This is a genomic window from Pseudomonas sp., assembly GCF_050739655.1.
GTDB lineage: Bacteria > Pseudomonadota > Gammaproteobacteria > Pseudomonadales > Pseudomonadaceae > Aquipseudomonas.
This window is the reverse complement of record NZ_JBOIBY010000036.1, coordinates 74,279-90,777: the sequence shown is the minus strand read 5'-3', so window position 1 is coordinate 90,777 and position 16,499 is coordinate 74,279. Positions and strand designations below refer to the sequence as shown.

Genomic DNA, 16,499 nt, shown 5'->3' with positions numbered 1-16,499 from the left:
CGGGCATGGTGATTGTCTGCGACGGTACCGATGAAGCGGCCGAGCGTATCGCTCGCGTGCTGCACAACGACCCGGCGACCGGCGTTATGCGTCACGCCGATGCCGGTTACCAGATCGCCATCGACTGCGCCAAGGAACAAGGGCTGAACCTGCCGATGATCACCGGCCAATAAGAACAACAACCCACCTTGTAGGAGCGAGGCTTGCCCGCGAACCGCGGTGTGTCATATATGACGCCTTCGCGGGCAAGTCGGATCGCCGCATCGCTCGCTCCTACAGGGGTTAAACGAATATCCAGGAGCTTGAACATGACTACTTTGAACCTCATCCCAGGCCAACTGAGCCTTGCCCAACTGCGCGCTATCTACCAGCAGCCGGTAACCATCAGCCTCGACGACAGCGCCTCGGCTCAAATCGAAGCCAGCGTCGCCTGCGTGGAACAGATCCTCGCCGAAAACCGCACCGCCTATGGCATCAACACCGGTTTCGGCCTGCTGGCTTCGACCCGCATTGCCAGCGCCGACCTGGAAAACCTCCAGCGTTCGCTGGTGTTGTCCCACGCCGCGGGCGTTGGCGAGCCAATCAGTGATGAACTGTGCCGCCTGATCATGGTGCTCATGGTCAACAGCCTGAGCCGTGGTTTCTCGGGCATTCGCCGCAAAGTGATCGATGCGCTGATCTCGCTGATCAACGCCGAAGTCTATCCGCACATTCCGTTGAAAGGCTCGGTCGGTGCTTCCGGTGACCTGGCGCCACTGGCGCACATGTCGCTGGTGCTGTTGGGCGAAGGCAAGGCACGTTACAAAGGCCAATGGCTGCCAGCCACCGAAGCCTTGGCTGTGGCCGGGCTGGAACCTCTGACCCTGGCCGCCAAGGAAGGTCTGGCGCTGCTCAACGGTACTCAGGTGTCCACTGCTTATGCCCTGCGTGGCCTGTTCGAAGGTGAAGATCTGTTTGCCGGCGCCCTGGCAGTAGGCGGCCTGACCGTTGAAGCGGTACTGGGATCGCGTTCGCCGTTCGATGCACGCATCCACGCCGCCCGTGGCCAGAAAGGCCAGATCGACACCGCAGCCGCGTACCGCCATCTGCTGGGTGAGCGCAGTGAAGTGTCCGACTCGCATCAGAACTGCGAGAAGGTCCAGGACCCGTACTCCCTGCGCTGCCAGCCGCAAGTCATGGGCGCCTGCCTGACCCAGTTCCGCCAGGCTGCCGACGTGCTGGTGATCGAAGCCAACGCCGTATCGGACAACCCGCTGGTGTTCGCTGCTGAAGGTGATGTGATCTCCGGTGGTAACTTCCACGCTGAGCCTGTGGCCATGGCCGCTGACAACATGGCGTTGGCCATCGCTGAAATCGGTTCGCTGAGCGAGCGCCGCGTCTCGCTGATGATGGACAAGCACATGTCGCAACTGCCGCCGTTCCTGGTGGCCAACGGTGGCGTGAACTCCGGTTTCATGATCGCCCAGGTGACGGCTGCTGCTCTGGCCAGCGAGAACAAGGCACTGGCCCATCCGCATTCGGTGGACAGCCTACCGACTTCCGCCAACCAGGAAGACCACGTGTCCATGGCTCCGGCTGCGGGCAAGCGCCTGTGGGAAATGGCCGAAAACACCCGTGGCATCCTCGCCGTGGAGTGGCTGGCTGCCTGCCAGGGCCTGGACCTGCGTGATGGTCTGAAGACTTCGGTGAAGTTGGAACTGGCACGCAATACCCTGCGCAACAAAGTGGCTTACTACGAGAAAGACCGCTTCTTCGCGCCAGACATCAACGCCGCAAGCGAACTGCTGGCATCCCGCTGCCTGAACGAGCTGGTACCGGCTCAGTTGCTGCCAAGCCTCTAAGCAGGCGCCCGGTCGGGAAGTTCAATTCCCGACCTCTCCCAATTTCCGTGCACGGCCTGTCTATCGGGCCGTGTACGGCTTTTCGCCCGACAAAAATAATCAGGAAAGCGAAATGACAGGTTTGAAACGCGGGCTATCGGCCCGACATATCCGCTTCATGGCATTGGGCTCGGCGATCGGCACCGGGCTGTTCTACGGTTCGGCCTCGGCCATCCAGATGGCGGGTCCGGCTGTGCTGCTGGCCTATCTGATCGGTGGCGCGGCGGTCTACATGGTCATGCGCGCCCTCGGTGAGATGGCCGTGCACAACCCGGTCGCCGGTTCCTTCGGTCAGTACGCCAGCACCTACCTGGGGCCGATGGCCGGCTTCATTCTCGGTTGGACCTATGCGTTCGAGATGGTCATCGTCGGCATGGCCGATGTGACGGCGTTCGGCATCTATATGGGCTTCTGGTTCCCGGAAGTCGCGCGCTGGATCTGGGTGCTCGGCATCGTCTTCGTCATTGGCGGCCTGAACCTGTGCACCGTGAAAGTCTTCGGTGAAATGGAGTTCTGGATGTCGCTGCTCAAGGTCGGCGCGATCATCGCGATGATCCTTGGCGGCTTCGGCATCATGGCGTTCGGTGTCGGTAGCTCGACAACCGAGCACGTGACGGGTATCAGCAATCTATGGAGCCAGGGCGGCTTCATGCCCAACGGCGTCGGCGGCCTGATCGCTTCGTTCGCGGTGGTGATGTTTGCCTTCGGTGGCATCGAAATCATCGGCGTGACCGCCGGTGAAGCGAAGGACCCGCAGCACGTTCTGCCCAAGGCGATCAACGCCGTTCCCCTGCGAATTCTGCTGTTCTACGTGCTGACGCTGTTCGTGTTGATGGCGATCTTCCCGTGGCAGCAGATCGGCAGTAGCGGCAGCCCGTTCGTACAGATTTTCAACAATCTGGGCATCGGCTCGGCGGCTACCATCCTCAATATCGTGGTGATTTCCGCGGCCATCTCGGCGATCAACAGTGACATCTTTGGTGCCGGGCGCATGCTGTTCGGTCTGTCCCAGCAAGGTCAGGCGCCGAAGTCCTTTGGTCAGCTGTCGCGCCATGGCGTGCCATGGATGACCGTGGTGGTCATGAGCGTGGCCTTGCTCGGTGGCGTGCTGTTGAACTACCTGATCCCGGAGAACGTGTTTGTATTGATCGCTTCAATCGCGACCTTCGCCACCGTCTGGGTCTGGCTGATGATTCTGCTGACCCAGGTGGCCATGCGTCGCTCCATGAGCGCCGAGCAAGTGGCACAGCTGAAGTTCCCGGTGCCGTTCTGGCCGTATGCGCCGATGGCTGCGATTGCCTTCATGGCCTTCATCTTCGGCGTGCTGGGTTACTTCCCGGATACCCAGGCGGCATTGACCGTCGGTGTGGTGTGGATTGCCTTGCTGGTGGCGGCTTACCTGTTGTGGGTCAAACCGGCGGCGGGACAGGCAGCGCTGGTGATGAGTGAGGCGGCTGCTTCTACTCGTTAACTGGCTGGGCTCATGGTGCGAGGCTCGCACCATGAGTGCCTGGCAAGGGCAGGGGAAGGGCGTCGCTGTTCAGTTAGCTGGCAGGACGCCTCTCTGCTTGGCGACATGCGTGGCCAGTGCATCCATCAAATCCGGCGACAGACAATCATAGGTTTCCAGGCCAATGGAACGCAGGCGCTCACGGATGCCTTTCATCTGCGCGGGCGGTGTACCGGTTTCGATAACTGAGGACACGAAGGCCGCAAAACCCGGCGCGCACCATCCACGCTGGGGAGACAGCTCGGTGTGAACGAAGTCCAGGCCATAGAACGCGTGGTCCTTGTTCTCGATGCGCCCGAATAGATGGGCGTGGCATTGCTTGCAGGCATGGCGCTGGATCGTGGCGCTTTCGTCGTCGATACCCAGTTTTTCGCCATGGGCGGTGACGCTGACCTTATCCCGGGGCACCACGGCAACCACGGAGAAAATCGCGCCTTGAGGTTTCCAGCATTTGCTGCAACCGCACGCGTGGTTATGCAGGGTTTGTGCGTCGATTTTGACCTCGACCTTGTCGTTCGCACACAGACATTGCACGGTGCCGCCCGTGAAATTCGCAGCGGCAGGTTCAAAACCCTTATCCAGCACAGCATCCAGCACAGGGTGAAGTTTCACGGTACTCACGTCGGCATCTCCTTTTCAGGGTCAGACAAAAGTGTCTGGGGCAGGGTGGCTCAACCAGTATAGGACCGGCTCAACACCTGCATGCGTGAGTGACTGCAATACCCTGTCAGCTGTCCCTGTGCCCACCGTTGACCGGTAGGCGACTGCCCAGGCGATAGCGCGAAGATGGATGGATCAAGCGGACATAAGTTACGATCTTGCTCTGATTCCACGTCCGGCGCATCAGCACCAGACAGGGTTCGTTGATATCGATTTGCAGGTATTTGCTTTCATCGCTGCTGGGGTGGCTGGCCTCGACAATGTGCTCCATTTCATCGGGCCGGAGCACTTGCAACAGATACATGGCAGGTTGCAGGTTTGCGCCAAATTCCTGCTGCAGAAATTCCGGAATCATCTCGGGATTGACGTAGCGATCCTCCAGCTGCACCGGAATGCCTTCTTCGCTGTGCACACAGATCACATGGAAAACCGAAGCCCCGGTCGGCAGTGATAACGCAGCCGCCACCGGCATCGAGGCCACTTCGCGGCCCAGGTGCAAGACCTTGCACGTGTAGCTGTGGCCGCGGGCGATGATTTCGTCGCCAATATTGGTGATCCGCAGCAGGTTCGATTGCGGCTTGCTTTCGGCCACGAAGGTGCCCACGCCGGAAATTCGTACCAAATGACCTTCTTCGGTCAGCTCGCGCAAGGCACGATTGATCGTCATGCGCGACATGCCCAATTCCTCGACCAACCGGTGTTCTGAAGGAATCATGTCACCGGCTTTCCAAACGCCCGCGCGAAGCTGGCCTTGCACGAAATCCTTCGCACGCCGATAGAGCGCTTGCGGTGCATTTTTAATCATCAGTCGGTCCGTATTTCCGGTACGGCAAGAACGCTTGCCAAGTCTTGGAGAAAAAGGTGGCTATCGTCACAGCTTACGGTGGATGCCCGCAAGTGCCGAAAGTGTCCAACTTCACGCCAAAGCAAGTGTATATGGTCAGCCAACCTGCCACTGCGACGGATTGGGCAACGCAACTGAGATTAAGGTGCGCGCGAGCAAGTCCTTTTGCTCAGGCTTATCGGTTAGCGAGGCCAGAGGGTTGGAAACAACTCGTGTTCCAAGGGGGCATCGGCTGCCAGCGTTTCCTCAAGCCCGGGGAAGTGAGGGGAGGTGGCCCAGGGCCTTGGCGCATGCCGAACGTCATCGCCGGTGACTCTCACTGAAAACGCGCGGCGACGGTTTTTCCCCGCCACCCCGGACGAAGCATGCAAGGTCAGCATGTTGAAACACACCATGTCCCCTGGGGACAACGCCCAGCCCAGAATGGGGAAATCCTCGCGATGATTTTCAATGTCCGGCAGTTCGTCGAGTGTGCCTTCGGCAAACCATTTGGCTTGGCTGTCCATGAAGGATCGAGGCATCAGCCAGGGTCCCTTGTGTGATTCGGCGATGAATTCGAGGGTCGATTCGCGTGGCACGGGATCGACGGGAATCCAGAAGCTGACGGTATCTGCGCCGCTGATGTTGTAGTAAGGCTGATCCTGGTGCCAAGGGGTTCGCTGACGTGTATTGGGCTCCTTGACCAGTAAATGGTCGTGATGCAGGCGTACCTGCTGGCTGCCCAGCAAGGCGGCCGCGATGGGCGCGAGGGCCGAATTGAAGATGAAGTTGCGATAGTGTGCATTGGTTTGCCAGTTACAGAAGTCTTCGAAAAACCAGCCCGGATCGTCAGGGCTGCTCGCCACTTTGGCACGGGGGCTGGGTTGGGCCAGATTGCGTTCGATACCTTGGGTCAGTTCGCTGATGAGCTGAGGCGTAAACGCGTTGCGGATACACACCGCGCCATCGCGCTGGAAAGCGCGCACCGTTTCGTCGCTGACGGGCAAGGCGAGAGACTCAATGTGTTGGGTCATATCATTCATGGTGCTGCCTCATTCGCCGTAAATATCGAAGTTGAAATACTGCTTCGCGATCTGGTCGTACTGGCCTGACTGGCGAATACCGGCAATGGCTGTATTGAGTTGCTCCCTGAGTTCTGGCTGGTTTTTTCGCACGCCGATAGCGACGCCATCGCCAATGATGCTTTTGTCGGTGATGGGGTCGCCTGCAAAGGCAAAGTCCTGGCCTTGAGGCTTTTGTAGTAAACCGGTGTCGGCTTGTACCGACGCCTGAAACGCAGCATCCAGGCGACCATTGATGAGGTCAGAAAACACCTGGTCCTGGGTCTGGTAGGAAAGGATATTGACGCCCTGACGACCCCATTGCGCTTTGGCGTAACTTTCATGCAGCGAGCCTTGAACGACCCCGACCGATTTGCCTTGCAATGACTGCGACGTCGGCAGTAGTCCAGTGTTCTTTCTCGCGACCAGTGAAGAGGGGGCAGTGTAGATTTTGTCGCTGAAATCGACCTGCTGGCGACGCACTTCGGTGGCGCTGAAGGCGGAAAGGATGGCGTCGAATTTCCTGGCCTTCAGCGCCGGGATCATGCCGTCGAAACTCTGCTCGACCCAAATGCACTTGACTTGCAACTCGGCACACAGGGCGTTACCCAGGTCGATATCGAAACCGCTCAATGAGCCATCTGGCTGTTTTGTCTCGAAGGGTGGGTAGCTGGGGTCCACCCCGAACTTGATCACTGGCTGCGCGTGGGACAGCGGGGCGATGATCAATCCGAACAGCAGGGCGGCGTAGTGACGGTTAAGTAGCTGCATGATGACCTCATTTTTATTGGTTTTAGCGGTTTGACAGGTCGTATCTCAAGCGTTCAGCGGCAGGAATGCTTCGGTCAACTTGACCCAGAAGCCCGCCCCCCGGATCAGGATGTCATCGTTGAAGTCGTAGCGCGGGTCGTGAGCCATGCAGCTCTTCTCGCCGTCGCCATTGCCGATGATCAGGTAGCAACCAGGGCACTTTTGCAGGAAATAGGCAAAGTCTTCGCTGCCATTGAAGGGCACGATATCGTTCAGGACTGCGTCTTCACCCAGCCAGTCGGTGGCCACCTGGCTGGCGAACCGGGTCATTTCATGATCATTGACCAGCAAGGGGTAGTCGGCACTGTATTGGATTTCGGCAGTCGCGCCGAACGCGTCGGCCTGGGCATGAATGAGCTTACAAATCTGCTGCTCGAGCTGGTCCCTGACCGCATTGTTTAGCGAGCGTACGGAGATCAGCATGTGTGCGCTGTCCGGGATCACGTTGGAAGCCTTGCCTGCGTTGATTGATCCAACGGTGATCACGCTCATTTCCTGAGGCGAAACGGTGCGCGAGACAATGGTCTGCAAGGCCATGATGATACTGGCGCAGACCACCACCGGGTCGACGCTCAAGTGCGGCATGGCGCCGTGACCACCTTTACCGTGAATCGTTACGTTGACCTGGTCGGCGGATGCCATGAAGGGGCCGGCCCGAAAGCCGAGTTTGCCGACAGGGTAGCCGGGCATGTTGTGTGCCGCGAACACCGCATCGCACGGGAACTGTTGCAGCACGCCTTCCTGGATCATGCGTCGAGCGCCGGCCAGGCCTTCTTCGGCGGGTTGGAAAATCAGGCGCACGGTGCCGTCGAACGGGTGGCCATGGGCGAGGGCGTAAGCAGCCGCGAGGAGCATCACCGTATGCCCGTCATGGCCGCAGGCGTGCATCTTGCCGGGTACGCGACTGGCATAGGGCAGGCCGGTTTTTTCGAGGATCGGCAAAGCGTCCATATCAGCCCGTATTCCGATCACACGGGTGCTCGTGCCCTTTTTCAGCGTGGCAATAATTCCGGTTTCAGCGATCCCACGGTTGACCTCATAACCCCATTCAAGCAACCGCTGGGCGACCAGTTCGCTGGTCTCTACCTCCTGGTAACCGAGTTCAGGATTGGCATGGATCTGGTGGCGCAGTTCACGCATTTCCTGCTCAATTTCTTTCAACAGTGCGATGGAGTCTGTCATTGGCAGCGTTTTCCTTGGTGACCCGTTGGAGGCACCTCTGGTACGGTCCTTTGCTGAGGATCGAAGCCCGGGCGGTGTGGAACCGAGAGTAGAAGGCCAGGGCAACTGCTGACAGGCAATCGAAAGTGAACGCGACAACCTACGGTTAACAGTGGCGGATACCATGAAGTTCTATCAACTCAATGCACTGGTGGCAGTGGCCGACGCGGGCAGCATCCGAGGTGCTGCCAAAAGCCTCGACACATCGCCGGCCGCGGTCACCAAGGCCATTCAGAAGCTGGAGCAGGACAGCGCGACGCAACTGCTGATCCGTAATACCTCGGGGATTGTGTTTACTGAACTTGGCAAGAAGCTGTTGCTTCAGGCACGCCTGGTAGTGGCGCAAATGAGCAATGCGCAACAGGTATTGGCTGATGAAAATGGGGAGCTGACAGGAAGTTTGTCGGTTGCCGTCACGCCCTGGTTGGCGATGACGCTCATGCCCAAGGCGGTTGTGCGTTTTCGCCAACTGTTCCCGCAGGTGCAACTCGAATTGTACGAAGGGCTTTCATCCGTGGCGTGCCCAATGCTGCGCGAGGCGAGAGTCGACCTGTTTATCGGGCGTCTCGATACGCGTTTTTCCAGCACCGATCTGACTTATCAGCCTTTGTTCACGGCCGACTGTGCCGTGGTGGCTCGCCAGCAACACCCGTTGTCCGACTGCCACAGCATGGAGGAACTGAAATCCGCCGACTGGATACTGGCCTCACAACAAGACGGCGCGATTTCGACTCAGGGCCATGTGCATTTCGCCCATTCGATCTCGATCATCATGAGTTTGCTGCGCGAAACAGACATGTTGAGCATCTTTCCCTGGCCGCTGGTAGAGATTTGCGCTCAACGCGAAGGTTTGTGCGCCTTGCCATTGCGAGACTTGGTGGGCAGCGCTTCGGTGGGCGCCATCAGTCGTAGCGGACAGCCACTGAGACCGGCAGCCGAGCGGTTTCTGGAATGTTTGATTGAAACCATTCAACATGAGATGGGGCAGGCGCATTCGCCGTATCGGCGGATGTTGCAGACTGTGGATTTGCTGGTTTGATTCAAGTCGGCTGTTTCGTTCGGTGGCCAAGTTCGCGGGACGAAACGCGACGTGAATGATCATGACTGGGCCATACAATCCTTGAATTGGCTTGCAACGCCACTCTTCATCCATGAGTTAATGCTGAACAATACACACGCTGCGACGACCCCCATAGTGACCAATAACGGTCGGGGGACCGAACATGATTGGAACCAGGGATGACGAAAAATAAAACTGGAAAAGGACTTTCGTTTGCCAATCGAATTTACCTGCCACGCATCATCGGCCTGTCGATCGGCATGCTCAGCGTGCTGGCCGCGATCGCGCCGTTGGGCTTACCGGGATGGGTATGGATACTGCTGTTTTTCAATGGCCTGGTTTGGCCGCACCTGGCCTATCAACTGTCCACTCGTACACGCGAACCGTATCAGGCAGAGCGACGCAACCTGCTCTACGATTCACTTTTGGGTGGATTCTGGGCAGCGACCATGCAGTTCAATCCTCTGCCCACCGTCACCATCCTTTCGATGATGACGATGAACAACGTCGCCGCCGGCGGTCAACGCCTGTTTGGGTATGGTGTACTGGCCCAAGGTACTGGCATGCTGGTGTCGATTGCGTTGTTCGGCCCGGGATTGCAACTCACTGTAACCCCCCTGCAGATCTACGCCTGCCTACCGATGCTCACGCTCTACCCCTTGGCCTTGGGTTGGGTCTGTTATCGCCTGGCCATCAAACTTGCCGAGCACAAACGTCACCTCGGCACCCTGAGTCGTACCGACAGCCTTACCGGTTTGCTCAATCATGGGTCGTTGAAGGACTTGCTTCACCTGCGGTTTCATACCTGCCGACAGGAGCGCAGTGAAGCGGCCATCGCGATCATCGATGTCGATCACTTCAAGCAGATCAACGACACTTACGGCCATGTCGTTGGCGATTGCGTGCTCCTCAAACTGAGCACTGAACTGAAAAAAAACCTGCGACAAGGCGACTTGGCCGGTCGCTATGGCGGCGATGAGTTCTGCGTGATCCTGCGCGATTGCTCACTGAGCCAAGCCGGCGAAAAGATGGAGCATCTACGAAAGGTAATGGGTAGCTACCGCAATGAGCAGTTGCCCGAGTTGCGTGTCAGCCTGAGTATCGGCCTCGCGTCGTACCGCAGTGAAATGGCGGACCCAACAGTCTGGATCAACGAAGCCGACAAGGCGCTGTATGTGGCCAAAAAGAGTGGCCGTGACAAGGTCTATTTTGCCCCGGACGACACCGTCAGTGTTGTTTGAGCGGCTTGGACTCGATGGACTGAGCACCATCGGGCAGTCCAAAAGTGAGTGGCGGCATGTGAAGAGAAGTCACTCAGATGGCTCTGCAAACCAGTCAGCAAACCTCTCTTCACACAAGATCAATAGTTAGACGGGTTTGAAGCAGTATACGGCCAGCTTGTTACCATCCAAGTCTCGAGCATAGGCAGCATAGGCATTCGGCGCCCAATCGCGAGTTCCTGGCGCCCCTTCATCGGTACCACCGGCCGCCAATGCTGCTGCGTGGAAGGCATCAATCGAGGCGCGATTCGGCGCTTCGAAGCTGACGGTAACGCCGTTGCCTACGCTGGCAGGGGCACCATTGGCTGGCTTCAGGACGAAGAAGGAAGGGGCGTCAACACCCCATATCGAGCCGTTATCGGCCAGATCGGCGATGCGCTTGTGGCCTAGCTGACCCAATGCGCTGTCGTAAAAAGCACGGGCCTTGTTCAGATCGTTGGTGCCGACGGTAACGTGGGTAAAGATGCTCATCTATTGACTTCTCCGAGTGTAAACACAGTGTGTGGTGATGCAGTTATACCAGGGCAAGCCTGACGAGCGTCGCTGCGCCCAGGCTCAGCGATCAAAGTGGATAACGGTGCGAATGCTTTTGCCTTCGTGCATCAAGTCAAAGGCTTCGTTGATGTCATCCAGGCCCATGGTGTGGGTGATGAAAGTGTCCAGCGGGATTTCGCCCTTTTGCGCTTTCTCGACATAGCTGGGTAGTTCGCTGCGTCCCTTAACACCGCCGAAGGCCGAACCACGCCAGACGCGGCCGGTCACCAGTTGAAAGGGCCGCGTGCTGATTTCCTGTCCAGCACCGGCGACGCCGATGATCACCGACTCGCCCCAACCCTTGTGGCAGCTTTCCAGCGCGGCGCGCATCAACTGAACGTTGCCGACACACTCGAAGGAGTAATCGACGCCGCCTTCAGTCAACTCGACGATGACCTCCTGAACTGGCTTGTCGTAATCCTTCGGATTGACGAAGTCGGTAGCTCCCAGTTGTCTGGCTATCTCGAACTTGGCCGGATTGATATCGACAGCGATGATCCGACCCGCCTTGGCCATGGTGGCGCCGATGATGGCGGCCAGACCGATGCCGCCCAAACCGAAGATCGCTACCGTGGCGCCGGCCTCGACCTTGGCGGTATTGAGCACTGCACCGATGCCGGTGGTGACACCGCAACCGAGCAAACACACCTTCTCTAGCGGCGCTTCCCTGGGGATTTTCGCCAACGAGATTGCCGGTAATACGGTGTATTCAGAAAACGTCGAACAGCCCATGTAGTGATGGATCGGTTCGCCCTGGTAGGAGAAGCGGCTGGTGCCATCAGGCATCATGCCCTTGCCCTGAGTGGCGCGGATTTTCTGACAAAGGTTGGTTTTGCCGGACAGGCAGAATTTGCACTCGCCGCACTCTGGGGTGTAAAGGGGGATCACGTGGTCGCCAACCGCCACTGATGTAACACCCTCGCCAATCGCCTCGACAATACCGCCGCCTTCGTGACCGAGAATGGTTGGAAAAAGGCCTTCCGGGTCAGCACCGGAAAGGGTGAAGGCATCGGTATGGCAGACCCCGGTGGCGATGATACGCACCAGTACTTCACCCGCCTGGGGTGGCGCCACGTCGACTTCGACGATTTGCAGGGGCTGGTTGGCCGCGAAGGCTACGGCGGCTCGCGATTTGATCATGTTCTTGATTCCTCAGTGCAACGAAAGCGCCAGACATTAATGGGGTGTGATTGGAAGGTCACTGCCGCAAGTCCACCGTCACCGCGGTGGTCGGGCGGGTACAACAGAGCAGGATGCTGCCGCTTTCAGGGGTATCGAGTGGTTCTTCGAAATACTCGACAGAACCTTCACGAAGGGTGACTTGACAGGTGTTGCACAGACCCGCCCGGCAATTGAATGACGGAGTCAGGCCGGACTGTTCGGCAAGTTCAAGCAGTGATTGGCAATTCTGATCCCAGGCCACGCGTGTACCGGATGGCAGAAACTCCACGGTCAGCGCGCCCTCTATCGACGCGCTCGGCGCTTTGGGGGCAGGCGACATAAGGGGGAGGGGAGCCACGGGTACGACTTCATCCTCCTCGAGGATGGTGGCCGGGCCGAAGAACTCATAGTGAATGCGCTTGCTGTCGATCCCGAGGTCGCGCAAGAGTCGCCAATTTGCCTGCATGAACAACCGGGGGCCGCACAGGTAGACGTCGTAGTCGTCCAGCGGAAGTAACCCTTGCAAAGTCTTCCGGCTGACCAGGCCCTGGCTGTGAAAGGCCTTGTTGGCATGATCGTCGGCATCCGGGTTGCGGTAGCAGAAGTGCACGCTGATCCCTGGACGACGGTTGGCCAGTGCCAAAACCTCGTCGCGAAAAGCATGTACCGTTCCACTTTCGCAGGCATGGATGAAATACACCGCACGCGACGAATGTGTGCTCAGTTGATGGAGCATGCTCAGCATCGGCGTGAGTCCCACGCCACCACTGAACAACACCACGGGCCGTGGGCTCTCTTCGTCCAGCACGAAGGTGCCTGTGGGGCCAGCGATCTCGAGCGCGTCGCCCACTTGCACATGGTCGTGCAGGTGGTTGGACCCTTGACCCGGCGGCAGCTCTGGCTGATCGAACGGTGCAGGCTCGCGTTTGACTGAAATGCGTACGCGTGAAGGGTCATTGGCGTCTCCGGAGAGACTGTAGTTGCGCAACGCCGTTACACCGCTGCCCAGGGACAGGCGAACGATGAGGAACTGTCCCGGGCGAAAGCGCAGATCGGAAACGCCGTCGCTCGCTGTCAGGACGAAGGATGTGATGACTGTGCTCTCTTGTTTTTTCTCAATCACCCGGTAGGTTTTGAAGCCTGCAGAGGAGGACTGCGTTTGCAATTGAGTACCCATCTCACGCCTCCGTCTTTGGTTGCGCAGTGTGTTGTTGGGTCAGCGGAATCAAGTTGCCAGCTTGTTCCTGGGCAATCAATTTATCGAGATTACGGCGAAATCGTAGCGGTCCAGAGTCGGATGCCAGGTCGATGTTGGGCGTGCGTTTGTTCGCCATTCCCTTATGCACGGCACTCAGCACGACCCGATCTTCAGCAAAGGCGTGCTGCACGTCCTCATCGAACTGGCGAGACACCTCTTCATTTTCGGTATCGAAATTGCGGACCTGGAACCAGTAATAACGGGTGTTCGATTCGTCGATGGGGGTCATGAAGTTGTAGGAGTTCATCAGGAACACCTGTTCGTGCAGTTCTCCTTCATCACTACCCGTACCAGCGGGTGTAAACAGGGCTTTGATAATGGCCTGGGACGGGTAATGCACCTCGTAGTGCTGCTTACGATCACAATGACCGCTGAACTTGACGAACTTGGCATAGAACGGCGCCACTTCGACATCGCGCATCCACCGAGAAACGATCACACCCACCTCGGTTACCGTGGTTTGTAAAGGCTCTTCGGCGCAGGCCGCGTTACCAAACGAAGATTGATGCACCCACGCGACATGTGCGGGGTCCAGCAGGTTGTCGGTCATGTACAGGTAGTTGCACGGGATCACCATGCTGTCGCCACGATTGAGGCCCCATGCGGGGTCACCCCATTCAGGCACGTGACAAATTTTTGCTTCGTCTGCCAACTGTGGATCACCCATCCAGATCCAGATCAAACCGTAGCGCACGGCGAGGGGGTAGCTACGAACCCTGGCGCCTTGGGGAATGCGTTGACTACCGGGCGCTCGGACGCAGCTGCCCGAGCAGTCGAAGGTCAATCCGTGGTAACCGCACTCAATGTCATCACCTTTGCGACGGCCCATTGACAGTGGCAGCTTACGGTGAGGGCAGGCATCTTCAAGGGCTACCGGCGTGCCGTCACTCTTTCGGTAAAGCACCACAGACTCACTGAGAAGCATGACGGGGTGCAGGTCCTCACCCAGTTCGGCTTCACTGGCGGCTACGTACCATGCGTTTCGAAGAAACATGGGGGTTCTCCTTATTATTGTGTTGTTCGCCCTGTGCTGGCGAACGATGGCTAACAAGGAGGACAGGTTACGAGGATCTGATTGAGTGAGAATAGATGTTTAAATCTGTTCGTTTATTTAGATTTACTAACAGATCATTGGTTGAATGAGTGCGAGGAATCCGTACTTGAGACCGTCTCTGGCAACGCACTCAAGACCGCGCAATGCAGTCTTGAATGTGGGGTGGTATATCGAAGATTTCAGCCGATGTGGTGGGCCAGGGATTTACTGATTGGCTGGCGGTTGAATGAGTGGCAGTGCCGCCAAGGCACGCTCCCAAATTTGCCGAGTGCGCTGCCAGACCACGGCTTGCCAATCAGGATCGGCTGGGTAGAACTGTTCGATTAGCTCCAATTTGATTTGCCCGGCAACTGGATCTGCGAAATCCCCATGCAGGTGCAACCAATGGTCGTTACGTAAAACAGTGTGGATCTGTTCTCCCGGGTAAGTACCGCATTCAATGACGAATGGCATCAAGTGTATGTGCGGTAGCGCGTCAATGATGGCTTGTGATGTGTAGCCCGTCGCGGTTGCGGCTACGCCCGTATCACTCTGGCTGCCGGGGCCTGTGATCAGGGTGTACAGCCACGGCCCATAGATCGCTTGAGCATCACGAAGCGCTGGATAGGTTGATTGGGCAATGGTCATCAGCATTGGGTGGCCATAGTCCCCAGCGCCGGTGTGAAGGTCAAAACACATGACGGCCTGGGTGTGGCTCAAGTGCTCTTGTAAAATCCTGCGCAGGGTTCTGTTCGTCCAACTCGGAGCCTGTCCGCCGTAGTAAAGACCGTCTGGGTGGTTGTACTGGCCGGCCTCGACGATCGACATCACCGCTGTCCAGCCCTCTGTGCGAACACGATCGTTGAGTAGGGCGTCGGTCTGTTCGCGGGATGGCCCCGACAGCTGTTCGCAGGAATAGATGGCGTGTAATGCCTCGTACTGGCGGTTATCGGGCAGGCTTTGAGTGAAGTCCAGATAGTTGCGGTTGAGGTCGATGTTGTCTTCATTGACGCGTCGTATCCAGGCCGTACCCCAGGGGTTGATGAGGTGGATCATCAGCACCGCGACATCGGTAGGCAAGGTCCTTTCGTTGAACTCCTGTAACCATCTGATCTGACAGTTCGAGCCATAGAAACCTTCGACACCATGGGTGCCGCTGAGGGCGACCAGCACTTTCCTGGCGTGTGGATCGCCAAGCCAGGCGACATCGGTGCTCAGTGGCTCGCCAAAGGGCCCGTTCAATGGGTGGAGGTAGGTTGTCAGGCGGGCATCTGCCGCTTTAGCGGCAGCCAGAAATTGCTCCCGCTGGTTGATGTAACTCGGGTGCGTGGGAAAACCTGTGCTCATATTCGTCTCTTGTCGATCGCTCGTACCGGACGCTCGTGGAGTGTCCAGTGCCAGGGTTTTGAAGTACGAAGCGTTATTTCAATCGCCCGGAAAGAAACTGGGTCAATCGTTCACTTTTCGGGTTGACCAATACTTCACCGGGATGTCCTTCTTCTTCCACGCGACCTTGATGCAAGAACATGACGTGGTTGGAAATGTTGCGGGCAAAGCCCATCTCGTGGGTGACCACGACCATGGTTCGGCCTTCTTCTGCCAGCGCTTGCATCACTTTCAACACTTCGCCGACCAGCTCCGGGTCGAGCGCTGATGTCGGCTCATCGAACAGCATCACTTCCGGCTCCATCGCCAGCGCACGAGCAATCGCCACGCGCTGTTGCTGACCGCCGGAGAGATGCGAGGGATATTTACTTTCCACGCTTGAGTCCAGGCCAACCTTGCGCAGGTACTCGTGGGCGCGTTGCACAGCTTCCTTGCGCTTAATGCCAAGGACATGAATGGGCGCTTCGATGATGTTTTCCAGCACGGTCATGTGCTGCCACAGGTTGAAGTGCTGGAAGACCATGGACAGTTTGGTGCGTATTTGTTGTAGCTGACGCGGGTCGGCCACACTCATGGCGCCGTTGATATCGTGTTTAGTACGTATCTCCTCGTTGTTCACGGTAATTCGTCCGGCACAGGGCTGTTCGAGGAAGTTGATGCAGCGCAGGAAGGTGCTCTTGCCCGATCCGCTGGAGCCGATGATGCTGATGACATCACCGGCCTTGGCTTTGAGTGACACACCTTTGAGGACTTCGTGGGGCCCGTACTTCTTGTACAGGTCATCAACACTTAGTTTGTACATAATCGATGCTCTCCAAGTGA

15 protein-coding genes and 1 pseudogene are annotated in these 16,499 nt (G+C 57.8%); 5 read left to right on the top strand and 11 right to left on the bottom strand.

Annotation, left to right across the window (positions count from 1 at the left end):
- The 3 genes and pseudogenes from ACRESJ_RS02330 to ACRESJ_RS02320 all read left to right on the top strand — a co-directional run.
- Nucleotides 1–173, top strand: a pseudogene (locus tag ACRESJ_RS02330) (urocanate hydratase); the annotation flags it as partial.
- A 135-nt stretch (nt 174–308) separates the two neighbouring features.
- Complete coding sequence (gene hutH / locus ACRESJ_RS02325) at nt 309–1,841, top strand: histidine ammonia-lyase (protein WP_431756449.1); 1,533 nt, start codon at nt 309–311, stop codon at nt 1,839–1,841.
- A 112-nt stretch (nt 1,842–1,953) separates the two neighbouring features.
- Nucleotides 1,954–3,351, top strand: a complete 1,398-nt coding sequence (locus tag ACRESJ_RS02320; RefSeq protein ID WP_431756448.1) for an amino acid permease — start codon at nt 1,954–1,956, stop codon at nt 3,349–3,351.
- Between the two features lie 69 nt (nt 3,352–3,420).
- Here ACRESJ_RS02320 and gfa read toward each other — a convergent pair whose 3' ends face one another.
- From gfa to ACRESJ_RS02295, 5 genes are all read right to left on the bottom strand, one after another.
- Complete coding sequence (gene gfa, locus ACRESJ_RS02315; protein ID WP_431756447.1) at nt 3,421–4,011, bottom strand: S-(hydroxymethyl)glutathione synthase; 591 nt, start codon at nt 4,009–4,011, stop codon at nt 3,421–3,423.
- Between the two features lie 106 nt (nt 4,012–4,117).
- Complete coding sequence (gene hutC / locus ACRESJ_RS02310) at nt 4,118–4,855, bottom strand: histidine utilization repressor (protein ID WP_431756446.1); 738 nt, start codon at nt 4,853–4,855, stop codon at nt 4,118–4,120.
- Between the two features lie 221 nt (nt 4,856–5,076).
- Nucleotides 5,077–5,916: a phytanoyl-CoA dioxygenase family protein gene (locus ACRESJ_RS02305; RefSeq protein ID WP_431756445.1), complete on the bottom strand. Its 840-nt coding sequence runs from the start codon at nt 5,914–5,916 to the stop codon at nt 5,077–5,079.
- 9 nt (nt 5,917–5,925) lie between these two features.
- Nucleotides 5,926–6,705 carry an ABC transporter substrate-binding protein gene (locus ACRESJ_RS02300; RefSeq protein ID WP_431756444.1) on the bottom strand — a complete coding sequence of 260 codons (780 nt, stop codon included), beginning with the start codon at nt 6,703–6,705 and terminating at the stop codon, nt 5,926–5,928.
- Between the two features lie 45 nt (nt 6,706–6,750).
- Complete coding sequence (locus ACRESJ_RS02295) at nt 6,751–7,926, bottom strand: M20 aminoacylase family protein (protein WP_431756443.1); 1,176 nt, start codon at nt 7,924–7,926, stop codon at nt 6,751–6,753.
- Nucleotides 7,927–8,089: 163 nt separating this feature from the next.
- Here ACRESJ_RS02295 and ACRESJ_RS02290 point away from each other — a divergent pair, with 163 nt between their 5' ends.
- Both ACRESJ_RS02290 and ACRESJ_RS02285 read left to right on the top strand, forming a co-directional pair.
- A complete protein-coding gene (locus tag ACRESJ_RS02290; protein WP_431756442.1) occupies nt 8,090–9,004 on the top strand; it encodes a LysR family transcriptional regulator in 915 nt (304 codons plus the stop codon).
- A 200-nt stretch (nt 9,005–9,204) separates the two neighbouring features.
- Complete coding sequence (locus ACRESJ_RS02285) at nt 9,205–10,266, top strand: diguanylate cyclase (protein WP_431756441.1); 1,062 nt, start codon at nt 9,205–9,207, stop codon at nt 10,264–10,266.
- A gap of 126 nt (nt 10,267–10,392) precedes the next feature.
- Here the strand turns inward: ACRESJ_RS02285 and ACRESJ_RS02280 are convergent, their stop codons facing one another.
- The 6 genes from ACRESJ_RS02280 to ACRESJ_RS02255 form a co-directional block, all read right to left on the bottom strand.
- A complete protein-coding gene (locus tag ACRESJ_RS02280) occupies nt 10,393–10,776 on the bottom strand; it encodes a VOC family protein (protein ID WP_431756440.1) in 384 nt (127 codons plus the stop codon).
- Nucleotides 10,777–10,860: 84 nt separating this feature from the next.
- On the bottom strand, nt 10,861–11,979 hold the full coding sequence (locus ACRESJ_RS02275) for an S-(hydroxymethyl)glutathione dehydrogenase/class III alcohol dehydrogenase (RefSeq protein WP_431756439.1): 1,119 nt from the start codon (nt 11,977–11,979) through the stop codon (nt 10,861–10,863).
- Between the two features lie 58 nt (nt 11,980–12,037).
- Nucleotides 12,038–13,177, bottom strand: a complete 1,140-nt coding sequence (locus tag ACRESJ_RS02270) for an FAD-binding oxidoreductase (protein ID WP_431756438.1) — start codon at nt 13,175–13,177, stop codon at nt 12,038–12,040.
- A gap of 1 nt (nt 13,178) precedes the next feature.
- Entirely contained in the window at nt 13,179–14,252 is a 1,074-nt protein-coding gene (locus tag ACRESJ_RS02265) for a Rieske 2Fe-2S domain-containing protein (RefSeq protein WP_431756437.1), read from the bottom strand.
- A gap of 264 nt (nt 14,253–14,516) precedes the next feature.
- Nucleotides 14,517–15,638, bottom strand: coding sequence for a DUF2817 domain-containing protein (locus tag ACRESJ_RS02260; RefSeq protein WP_431756436.1), 1,122 nt, complete (start codon nt 15,636–15,638; stop codon nt 14,517–14,519).
- A 73-nt stretch (nt 15,639–15,711) separates the two neighbouring features.
- Nucleotides 15,712–16,479 carry an ABC transporter ATP-binding protein gene (locus tag ACRESJ_RS02255; RefSeq protein ID WP_431756435.1) on the bottom strand — a complete coding sequence of 256 codons (768 nt, stop codon included), beginning with the start codon at nt 16,477–16,479 and terminating at the stop codon, nt 15,712–15,714.
- Between the last annotated feature and the right edge of the window lie 20 nt (nt 16,480–16,499).

Excerpts from the sequence above, each read along its gene's own strand:
- hutH (WP_431756449.1), top strand. The coding sequence starts at position 309 with ATGACTACTTTGAACCTCATCCCAGGCCAACTGAGCCTTGCCCAACTG.
- ACRESJ_RS02320 (WP_431756448.1), top strand. The coding sequence starts at position 1,954 with ATGACAGGTTTGAAACGCGGGCTATCGGCCCGACATATCCGCTTCATG.
- hutC (WP_431756446.1), bottom strand. The coding sequence starts at position 4,855 with ATGATTAAAAATGCACCGCAAGCGCTCTATCGGCGTGCGAAGGATTTC.
- ACRESJ_RS02305 (WP_431756445.1), bottom strand. The coding sequence starts at position 5,916 with ATGAATGATATGACCCAACACATTGAGTCTCTCGCCTTGCCCGTCAGC.
- ACRESJ_RS02300 (WP_431756444.1), bottom strand. The coding sequence starts at position 6,705 with ATGCAGCTACTTAACCGTCACTACGCCGCCCTGCTGTTCGGATTGATC.
- ACRESJ_RS02295 (WP_431756443.1), bottom strand. The coding sequence starts at position 7,926 with ATGACAGACTCCATCGCACTGTTGAAAGAAATTGAGCAGGAAATGCGT.
- ACRESJ_RS02290 (WP_431756442.1), top strand. The coding sequence starts at position 8,090 with ATGAAGTTCTATCAACTCAATGCACTGGTGGCAGTGGCCGACGCGGGC.
- ACRESJ_RS02285 (WP_431756441.1), top strand. The coding sequence starts at position 9,205 with ATGACGAAAAATAAAACTGGAAAAGGACTTTCGTTTGCCAATCGAATT.
- ACRESJ_RS02280 (WP_431756440.1), bottom strand. The coding sequence starts at position 10,776 with ATGAGCATCTTTACCCACGTTACCGTCGGCACCAACGATCTGAACAAG.
- ACRESJ_RS02275 (WP_431756439.1), bottom strand. The coding sequence starts at position 11,979 with ATGATCAAATCGCGAGCCGCCGTAGCCTTCGCGGCCAACCAGCCCCTG.
- ACRESJ_RS02270 (WP_431756438.1), bottom strand. The coding sequence starts at position 13,177 with ATGGGTACTCAATTGCAAACGCAGTCCTCCTCTGCAGGCTTCAAAACC.
- ACRESJ_RS02265 (WP_431756437.1), bottom strand. The coding sequence starts at position 14,252 with ATGTTTCTTCGAAACGCATGGTACGTAGCCGCCAGTGAAGCCGAACTG.
- ACRESJ_RS02260 (WP_431756436.1), bottom strand. The coding sequence starts at position 15,638 with ATGAGCACAGGTTTTCCCACGCACCCGAGTTACATCAACCAGCGGGAG.
- ACRESJ_RS02255 (WP_431756435.1), bottom strand. The coding sequence starts at position 16,479 with ATGTACAAACTAAGTGTTGATGACCTGTACAAGAAGTACGGGCCCCAC.